Source organism: Mesorhizobium sp. M4A.F.Ca.ET.020.02.1.1 (assembly GCF_004022645.1).
Taxonomy (GTDB): domain Bacteria; phylum Pseudomonadota; class Alphaproteobacteria; order Rhizobiales; family Rhizobiaceae; genus Mesorhizobium.
Genome location: NZ_RZOI01000180.1, coordinates 1 through 9239 on the forward strand (window position 1 = coordinate 1; position 9239 = coordinate 9239).

Here is a 9239-nt window from a genome sequence, read left to right on the forward strand (position 1 = left end):
GCGCAGCGCCGGCGTTCCCGCCGTCGTCACCGAGCCGCCGCCCTTCAGGCCGAGCCCTGCGCCGTCGCTGATGTCGGCGTCAAAGGTGAGTTTCTTGCCGGCGAACGTTCCCGACGAGGAAATGTTCATGCCGCCGAGGCCGGCGCTGCGCGTCTGCGCGGTCTGCACGCCGCCGGCGTCGATCTTGAAGGCAACCGACGGATTGGCCGGCGCGCCCGTCACCTTGACCGTACCGGAGATGGAACCTGCAGCATCGAGGCCGCGCGAAAAACTGTTGGCGAGCGAAGCCGGCACCTTGGCCAGCGCGGCATTGATATCGAGCGCCTGTCCGACCTTGCCGGTCACCGTCGCGGTGCCGCCGCCGAGATTGAGCACCAGCCTGTCCAGGCTCGTCGTGCCGTTGGCGATACTGACCGTCGAGGCCTGCGCGATCGCCGCCTTGATGCCTTGCACGGTCGCCTGACCTGAGGTGAGTTCGATGGTCGTGGTGCCATTCGCCACCCTCACCCGCCCGGCGGCCTTGGCCGGAATGTCCTTGACGGTGGCGCCGCCGGAAAAGCCGGTCCAGTCGCCGTCGCGCTTCAGGTCGACATTGATGCCGCTGACCACGGTGCCGCCCGAAGTGACGCTGTCGGCGCGGACCTTGCCGGAGATCACCGGGGCGGCCAGGTAATTGGCGACCAGCGCGTCGATGGCGACGTTCCTGGCCGAGAGGTCGCCACGCGAAATCGCGGCCGTGGTCGCCTTGACGGTGACGTTGGGGCCGTTGGCCGTCTTGGTGAAGGCGATGGTGCCGCGCACGTCGCCTTCGGCCATTTCCAGCGCCAGCGCCGCCAGCGGGCCGATATCGGGCAGGTCGAGCGCGATGGTGCCGGCGGGCACGAAGGCCTCGTCAAGCGCGAGGTCGCCGGAGATCCGGTTCTTCCCGAGCGACAAGAGCAGCCCGTTGATCGCGCTCTTGCCATCGGTGGTCGCCAGCACCGCGCTGCCTTGCAGCGCCTGCCCGGCGACATTGCCGGTCAGTTGCACATTCGCCTCCGGATTGGCGGCATCGGCCTTGCCGGTGGCCGTCAGTTTAAGCCCGGTGATTTCGCGCGCCGCCACCGAAAGCCTGTCGCTGTTCACAGTCAACGACAGGTCAGGCGCCAGGCTTGGCCCTTGCGCGTTGAGCGCGAAGGCGATCGCGCCCTTGGCGTCCTTGGACAACAGCGAGATATCGGTCAGGGCGCCCTTGATGTCGGCGCTGAGCCTGTTGTCGGCAAGGCTTGCTTGCCCGTCGGCGGTCAGCGCGCCGGAGGCCAGTTTGACCGAACTGATAGTGACACCGCCATGGGCGTCGCGCTTCATCGCAGCGCTGAGCTGCGTGCGCTCGGCCAGCACGCCGCGCGCCGCCGCCGGCAAAGCCGCCGAGAGGGCGTCGACCTTGAGATTAAGGTCGATGGCGCCGTCGGCCAGCGAGACGCGGCCGTTGAAGGCGCTATCCAACGCCTCGCCCTGCACCGAGCCGCTGTCGATCGTGATCGCGTCCGCGGCGAGGCTGCCGGCGACCTTGGCGGTGATCTTGCCGGCGACCAGCGGCGCGATGGTTGGATTGTCGAGCCCGATCGTCTCCACCGTCACCGTGCCGGAAATCGGTCCGGTGCGGCTCTTCACGTCGAAGGCATCGGAATGCAGCGCTAGCGTGATGCCTTCCGACTTGGTGAAATTCGTCGCGATCGAAGGCAGCACGGCCGAGATGTCGAGCTTCGGCTGCGTGCCCTGCCCGGCCGCCTTCACCGACAGCGCCTGCAATTCAAGCTTGATCGGGCTTTCGGCGCTGCCGAACGACAGCGGCAGGCTTGGACCCGTCGAGACAAGGTCGAGGGCGAAATCACTGGCGCCGTTCGCATTGATGGTGCCGGAAGCCTTGCCGGAAATCTTCTCGCCCGAAAGCGTCGCCTGGTCCAGCACAATACCGCCCGCGGTGGTGAAGCTTCCCAAGGCATTGAGGCTGAGCGGCCCGAGGCCGGCCTGGCGGGTCTGGCTGGTTTCGGCGCCGGTCAATTTGGCATTGAAGCGGACGTCCGGATTTGCCGCCGGGCCGGTGACTTCGGCCGTGCCGTCGAGCGTGCCCGCGGCGTCGAGGCCGGGCGAGATATCGTTGGCAAGGGCGGCCGGCAGCGCCGAGACCGTGGCCGCGAGGTCGAGCGTCTGGCCGGCCTTGCCGGAGAGCGTCACCGAACCGCCGCCGAGATCGAGCACCAGCCTTTCGATGCTGGTCACGCCATTGGCGATAGAGAGGTTCGACGGCCCGGCGATCGCCGCCTTGATGCCGCGAACGGTGGCTTCGCCTGAGGCGATCTCGACACTGGTGGTGCCGTTCGCGATCCTGACCCGGCCGGCGGCGGTGGCCGGAATGCCGGCAATCGTGGCGCCGCCGCTGAAATTGGTCCAGTCGCCGTCGCGCTTCAGATCGACGCCGATGCCGCTGACGACGGTGGTTCCCGATGTCACCGTATCCGCTTTGATCGTGCCTGATATCGCTGGGCTCTTGAGATAGTTGGCGATCAGCGCGTTGACCGTGATCGCTTTCGCCGCCACCTCGCCGCGCGCGATCGAGCCACTGGCAGCATTGATGGTGAAGGTCGGCGCCTCGCCTTCCTTGGCGAAGGCGATGGTGCCGTTTATGTCGCCGGTCGCCGTTTGTCCGCCGAGCGCCGCCAGCGGCGCAATGTCGGGCACCGCCAGCGTCAGCGTTCCTTGCGGCAGGAAATTGTCCTCGAGCGCAAGGTCGCCGGAAACCTTGTTGTCGCCGAGGGCAAGGCTGAGCCCCTTGATCGAGCGTTTGCCCTCGCTGGTCACCAGCGACGCCCTTATGTCCAGTGCGTGCTCCTCGACGCTGCCGGTCAGCGAGATGTCCGCCTGCGGGCTGGCGATGTCCGCCTTGCCTTTCGCCGAAAGCTTGACGTCCTTGACCGTGCGGCCGGCCGCGGTCAGGCTGGCGCTGTCGGCCGCGACCGAAAAATCCGGCGCAAAGCGCGGACCGCTCGCGGACAGCGTGAAATTGATTCCCCCGGCGAGCGGCGTCCCGGCCAGCGACGACAGCGCCGAGACGTCGCCCAGCGTTCCCGTGACGTTGGCCTGGATGTCCGAGCCTTGCGCGCGGGCGGTGCCGCTGGCGCTGAGCGAACCGGAAGTCAGCGACAACGAATTGGCGGCGAACGCCCCTTGCGGATCGCGGGTGGCGGCCGCCGAGAACATGACGCGCTCGCCAAGCACCGAGCGGATCTGTGGCGGGAGCGCGCTCGACACCGCATCGGCATTCATTTTCAGCTTCATCGCCAGATCGACGAGCGAAACCGTGGCCGTCAGCGAAGCATTCAGCGCATCGCTGCGCAGCGTGCCCTGGTCGACGGAAATCTCGTCCTTGCTGATCGTGCCGGCCAGATCCGCGATGAGCTCGCCAGTCACCAGCGGCTCCAGCGTCGCCACGTCGGTCTTCAGCCCGCCGGCCGAGAGCTTGATCGACAGCGGACCGCTGCGATCCTGGATATCGAAGCCGTCGGAATGGATCGCGGCCGTGAGATCGTTGAGCTGGGTGCCGCCCGCCGCCACAGAAACCAGCGACGCGCCGATATCGACCATCGGCGCCTTGCCGTCGCCGAAGGCACGGGCGGTTGCGTTCTTGACCGCCACGGTGACCGGCTGCGCCTTTGTGCCGACGTCGAGCACCACCGGCTCGGCCTTGGCGGCGAGTTCCACCGACAGGTCGCTGGCGCCCTTGGGATCGACCATGCCCGCGGCCGTGCCGTGCACGGAGCCGCTCTCGACCACCGCCCGCTCGATGTCGACGCCGCCGCTGGGGGTCGCGGTACCGGCGAGATCAAAGCTGGTCTTGCCGGCAAACAACGGCTTCAGCTTCTCGGGCAGGAAGCGCTCGAAATCGCCGTCGCCCTTGGCCTCCACCATATGGCCCTTGTCGGTGAGCTGGTGGCGTCCGGTGAGCTGGGTGACGATCTGACCGTCGACGACGAAAGTGCCGATGCCGCTCCAGTTGCCCAGCGGTCCTGTGCCGGAGACGACGATCTCGACCGGCGGCTGGCCCGGCAGTTGGAGCAGATTTGCGATGATGCCGCCGGTCGGCTCCGACGCCTTGAGATCGAGGTCGAGCTTATTGTCGGCCGGCGCGAAATGCAGCTTGGCGTCGACATTGCCTTGCTTGCCGTCGTGGCGGGTGACCTTGAGAACCGTATCGACCGAGAGCGGCGCGGCTTCGGCCTTGACGAATCCCTTTGCAGCAAGTTCGGCAATGCCGCTGCCGGCCAGCGCCTCGCCCAGCGCGATCTCCGGCAGGTCTACCTGCTTCACGTCGATCGAAACCGGCAGCGATGTCGTGCCGCTCTCCGCCGGCTGATTGCTCGCCAACGGCAGCCGCGCCAGTTCGATCCGCTCGGCAGCAAGGTGGTCGGCGCTGAAGTTCTTCGACAGAAGCGCCAGCGGCGACCAGTCGAGAGCCACCTTGCGTGCCACCAGCCAAGGTCCGCCGCGGTCTTCCACCACGATATGGTCGAGCCTGAGCGCGCCGGACCAGATGCCGTCGATGCCGCTGACGGTGACCTTGCGCTCATCACTCGACGCCAGGTTCGAGATCATGCCGGCGAGATTGTCGCGCCCGCTCTCGGTCTTGGTCAGCACGACCAGCGCGCCGACCGCCGCCGCCACCACGATGAGCAGCGTGTAGAGAAAAATGCGAAGTATGCGCCAGAACGTCTTCATCAGAAGGCCTGACCAATGCCGGCATAGATGCCGAAACGCGGGTCGCCCGGCCCGCGATTGAGCGGCACCGCCGCATCGACACGCAGCGGCCCGAACGGTGTAAGATAGCGCACGCCGACGCCGGCGCCGACCTTCATATCGGCAAAGTCCGGAAACGACTTCGTCGAAACGGTGCCGGCATCGACGAACGGCACGATGCCGATCGTGTCGGTGATGGCGATGCGCATCTCGACAGAAGTCTCGAAGAAGGAAAGCCCGCCGATCGGCTGTCCGTCGATGTCCTTCGGGCCGATGCCCTGATAGGCATAGCCCCGCACCGAGCCGCCGCCGCCCGAATAGAAGCGCCGGTCGGCCGGAACGCTCTGCAGGCCGGTGCCGACGATGGAGCCGATGCTGGCGCGCTCGGCGAGCACGAATTTGGAAGCTGTGTCCAGCGACTGGTAAGCCGACCCTTCGCCCTTCAGCTTGAGGAACGTCGCGCCGTTCAGTATGTCGTAGCTCGGCTCGGCATAGGCCAGCACCCTGAAACCTCTTGTCGGATTAAGCCGGTTGTCCCTGGCGTCATAGACATATTGCAAGGGTACGCTGGCGATCAGGTAGGTGTGCTTGCCGAACGCGTCGGTGATCCTCGAATAGTCGAGGGCGAATTCCGCCGAAACCCTCTGCTTCTTGTCCAGATCATAGGAGACGCCCATGTTGCCCTTGACCGAGAAATGGTCATAGGCGTCGGGATGCTCGAATACGGTCTTGATGCCGGTGAAGAATTTCGAGGACGGCCCAATCACGCCCGGTTTCTCGAACATGATGCCGGCATTGTAGTTGAGTTCGCCCAGATCGTTGCTGCCGATGCCGCTGATGGCACCCTCGATACGCAGCTTTTCGGCGCGCCCGAACAGGTTGCGGTGGCCCCAATAGCCTTCCAGGCCCAGCCCTTCCGTGTTGGAGACGGTGCCGCCGATGCCGAAATAGCGCGGCTTGCGCTCGCTGACCTGGACGTTGATCGGGATGTTGCCCTCGGTGTCGAGGCTTTCGCCTTCCTTCATCGTCACGCTGTTGAACACCTCCAGTCCGAGCAGCCGGTCGCGCGCGTCGTCGATCTCGTCGGGCGAATATTGGCGGCCGCGCTTCAGCCCAGTCATGTATTCGGTGAAGTCGCGGTCGACCTTCTCGGTTCCGTCGACCGTGGTGTCGCCATAGCCGGCGACCGGCCCGGCCGCGACCGTCAGCGTCACGTCGAGCGTCGAGCTGGCGTGCTCGGCGATGATCTGGCGGTCCGTGATCCTGGCCAGCGGCCGGCCTTCCTGTTTCAGCGCCCGAACGATCAGCGCCTCGGCCTTGAGCACGGCGCCCGAGCCGGCGTCTCCGCCGGCGATCAGGCCGAAATCGGCGCTGGCGAGCCCCGCCGCATCGCCTTCCAGCCTTATGTTGCCCAGCGTGAACTTCGCGCCGGCGGCGATGGAAATGACCACTGGAATAGGTTGCGGCCCCTTGAACTCGGCGTCGGGCGGCAGGTCGTCGAGCGGCTTGCCTTCGATCGTGACGGTGACGACGCCTTCGTAGCGGGCGTCGGCATAGAGGGCGGCGACTAGTTGCTCGCGGTCGGCTCGCGCCTTGGCCAGCAGGCCGAGCGAGCCGGAGACCGGGCGCTCCTCGTCCGCCTTCAGCGTCGAGGCATTTTCCAGTTTCTTGACCAGGTCCTTGTCCGCATCGGGCGCCTCGATGGTCACCGAGTAGCGCAGCGGATCGACAATATCGGCATCTTCGTCGCTGGAAGAACCCCAGAGCTTGATGCCGAATATCTCGAAGGCCGTCGCCGGCCGCGATTCGGCAATGAAAGCAACAGAACAAAGCGCGGCCAGAAGCAGGGCGCGCGGAAGCCCGCGCCCTGGCGCGATCCCCCCTGACATCTGCTTTTCATGCGCCGGCATTAAGACAACCTAGTCGACAAAACTAAAATTGGAATGAAGTTCTGAAACGCTCGTAAAGGGGCCACAATCCAATTGTCTGAAATAGACAGGGCTTGGAATTCACACCTTTTGCGTCTTCGCAAGATTGCGTGATCCCCTGTCCTATGGAGGTTTTGTTGAAATACCGGCCTTTGGCCGGCATGGAACCCGTTGGTGGGTGCAAACCTGCCGAGCTCCGGCGTTGACAAGCCTGACTGAAGCTTGATCATGCCGGGACGCTGGCGATATCTGGAGGGTGATGTGGCAATGCGCGCGGCTCGTGGTCTCTCTTTCCTGGTTCTTCTCTTTTTCGCCTTCAGCGGCGTCGCGCAAGCGGCGGAAGCCCGGCGGATCGTGACGACGGACAATTCCGACTATTTCGGGTTCGACCTCAGGTCCGACCAGAATGTCAGCCTTGACCAATGCAAGACGACATGCCTGGGCGACCCCGCCTGCCGGGCCTTCACCTACAACACCAAGGCCAAATGGTGCTTTCTCAAATCCGACTTTAACCAGCTTAAACCCTTCAACGGCGCCATTGCCGGCAAGGTCGCCAATGTCGATGGCGATCCCGATATCGGCGCGCCGCCGGAACTGGCCTTTTTCCCCGGCTGGATGGCCGACCAGGCGCAGCAGTACCGCAACAAGCTGACCGATCCGGTCTATGACAAGCCGACCGAGGGTCTGGGGGCGCTGCAGGCCGCGGCCGAGCAGGCGCAGCTTACCGGCGACCACCGGCTGGCCATGCAGAAATACGAAGCCGCGGTTACGGTGCTGCCCGATGACGGCCATCTCTGGCTCGAGCTGGCGCGCGAGACGCTTGCCGTGCAGCCGGCCTCCAACACGTCCGAAGGGTCGACCTTGCCGGCAAACGGCACGTCCGCCGCCTTCAACGCCTACAAGCTGGTGCGCACCACCAAGACGCGCGCCCAAGCGCTCGCGCTGCTCGGCGCCGGTCTCGACCGCCGCGATCTCTACCGGCCGTCGCTGCAGGCTTATGAAGCGAGCCTCGCGCTGGTCAGCTCACCGTCGGTCCAGGCCGATTATGCGGACCTCAAGGCCCGCAAGGGCTTCCGCGTCATCGATCACACCGTCGATGCCGACACCAGCGCGCCACGCATCTGCGCGCAATTCTCCGAGGATCTGGTCAAGACCGGTGTCGACTATTCGCAGTTCGTCACCGTCGACAACGCCGCCCCCAAAGGCGTCGAAGCCAAGGACAAGCAGATCTGCGTCGAAGGGCTGGAGCATGGCCAGCACTATGAGGTGACGTTCCGCGCCGGCCTGCCGGCGGCTATCGGCGAGGTGACCAGCGCGCCTGTGGTGCTCTCGATCTATGTCCAGGATCGTGCGCCTTCCGCCCGCTTCACCGGCGACAGCTTCGTGCTGCCGGCGGGCGCGCGCCGCGGCATCCCGGTCGTCACCGTCAACATGAATGCAGCCAAGATGAAGCTCTACCGCATCGGCGACCGTTCGCTGGCGCAGCTTCTGTCCGGCTACCAGTTCCTCAAGCAGCTCGACGGCTACGATCTATCCAACATTTCCGACCAGATGGGTTCGCCGGTCTGGGAAGGCCAGCTCGACATCGCCAACGACCTCAACAAGGAGGTCACCACTTCGTTCCCGGTCGACGAGGCGCTGCCGCAGCGCAAGCCCGGCGTCTATGTGCTTACCGCCCAGGCTGTCGACGACCACAGCGACGAGTATGATTCGCGTGCCACGCAGTGGTTCGTCGTCTCCGACATTGGGCTCTCCACCTATACCGGGCAGGACGGGCTGAACGTCTTTGCCCGCTCGCTTGGAAGCGCCAAGCCGATCACGGGTGCCGAGCTGACGCTGCTCGCCCGCAACAACGAGATCCTCGGCACCGCCACCACCGACGCCGAGGGCCGCGCCGTCTTCAACCCCGGCCTGACGCGCGGCGAAGGCGGCATGGTGCCGGCCGTGCTGATGGCCAAGCAAGGCGACAACGACTTCGTCTTCCTCGATATGGGGCGGGCCGGCTTCGACCTCTCCGACCGTGGCGTCACCGGGCGTCCGGCGCCCGGTGCGCTCGACGTCTATGCCTGGACCGAGCGCGGCATCTACCGTGTCGGCGAGGATGTGCATGTCGCGGCCCTTGCCCGCGACGGCGCCGCCAAGGCGGTCGAGAACCTGCCGCTGACCTTCATCTTCACCCGCCCAGACGGCGTCGAGGACCGCCGCATCGTCAGCGATGGCGCCTCAGCTGGTGGCCATGCCGTCGACCTGCCGCTCGAGCCCAACGCCATGCGCGGCACTTGGACGGTGTCGATCCATACCGATCCCAAGCAGGCGGCCGTCGCCAGCCAGATGTTCCTGGTCGAGGACTTCGTGCCGGATCGCATCGAGTTCGACCTCTCCGCCGACAAAAAGGAGATCGCGCAGGGCGAAACCGCCAACGTCACCGTCGACGGCCGCTTCCTCTATGGCGCGCCGGCCGCCGGACTTGCGCTCGAAGGCGAATTGACGCTGTCGACCGCCCGCGACTGGGACCGCTTCAAGGGCTATTCCTTCGGT

Annotated in this window: 3 protein-coding genes; 1 reads left to right on the plus strand and 2 read right to left on the minus strand. The window is 65.7% G+C overall.

Annotated features, from left to right (window positions below; all coding sequences use genetic code 11):
- Positions 1 to 4755: translocation/assembly module TamB (locus EN742_RS13945; protein ID WP_128332924.1), on the minus strand; the 4755-nt coding region annotated here is incomplete at its 3' end.
- Complete coding sequence (locus EN742_RS13950; RefSeq protein WP_128332925.1) at positions 4755 to 6683, minus strand: autotransporter assembly complex family protein; 1929 nt, start codon at positions 6681 to 6683, stop codon at positions 4755 to 4757. The genes EN742_RS13950 and EN742_RS13945, both read right to left, overlap by 1 nt.
- Positions 6684 to 6962: 279 nt before the next feature.
- Between EN742_RS13950 and EN742_RS13955 the strand changes: the two genes are divergently transcribed.
- The coding region (locus EN742_RS13955; RefSeq protein WP_245492317.1) for an MG2 domain-containing protein at positions 6963 to 9239 on the plus strand (2277 nt) is incomplete at its 3' end.

Coding starts and splice junctions, on each gene's coding strand:
- EN742_RS13950 (WP_128332925.1), bottom strand. CDS start 6,683: ATGCCGGCGCATGAAAAGCAGATGTCAGGGGGGATCGCGCCAGGGCGC.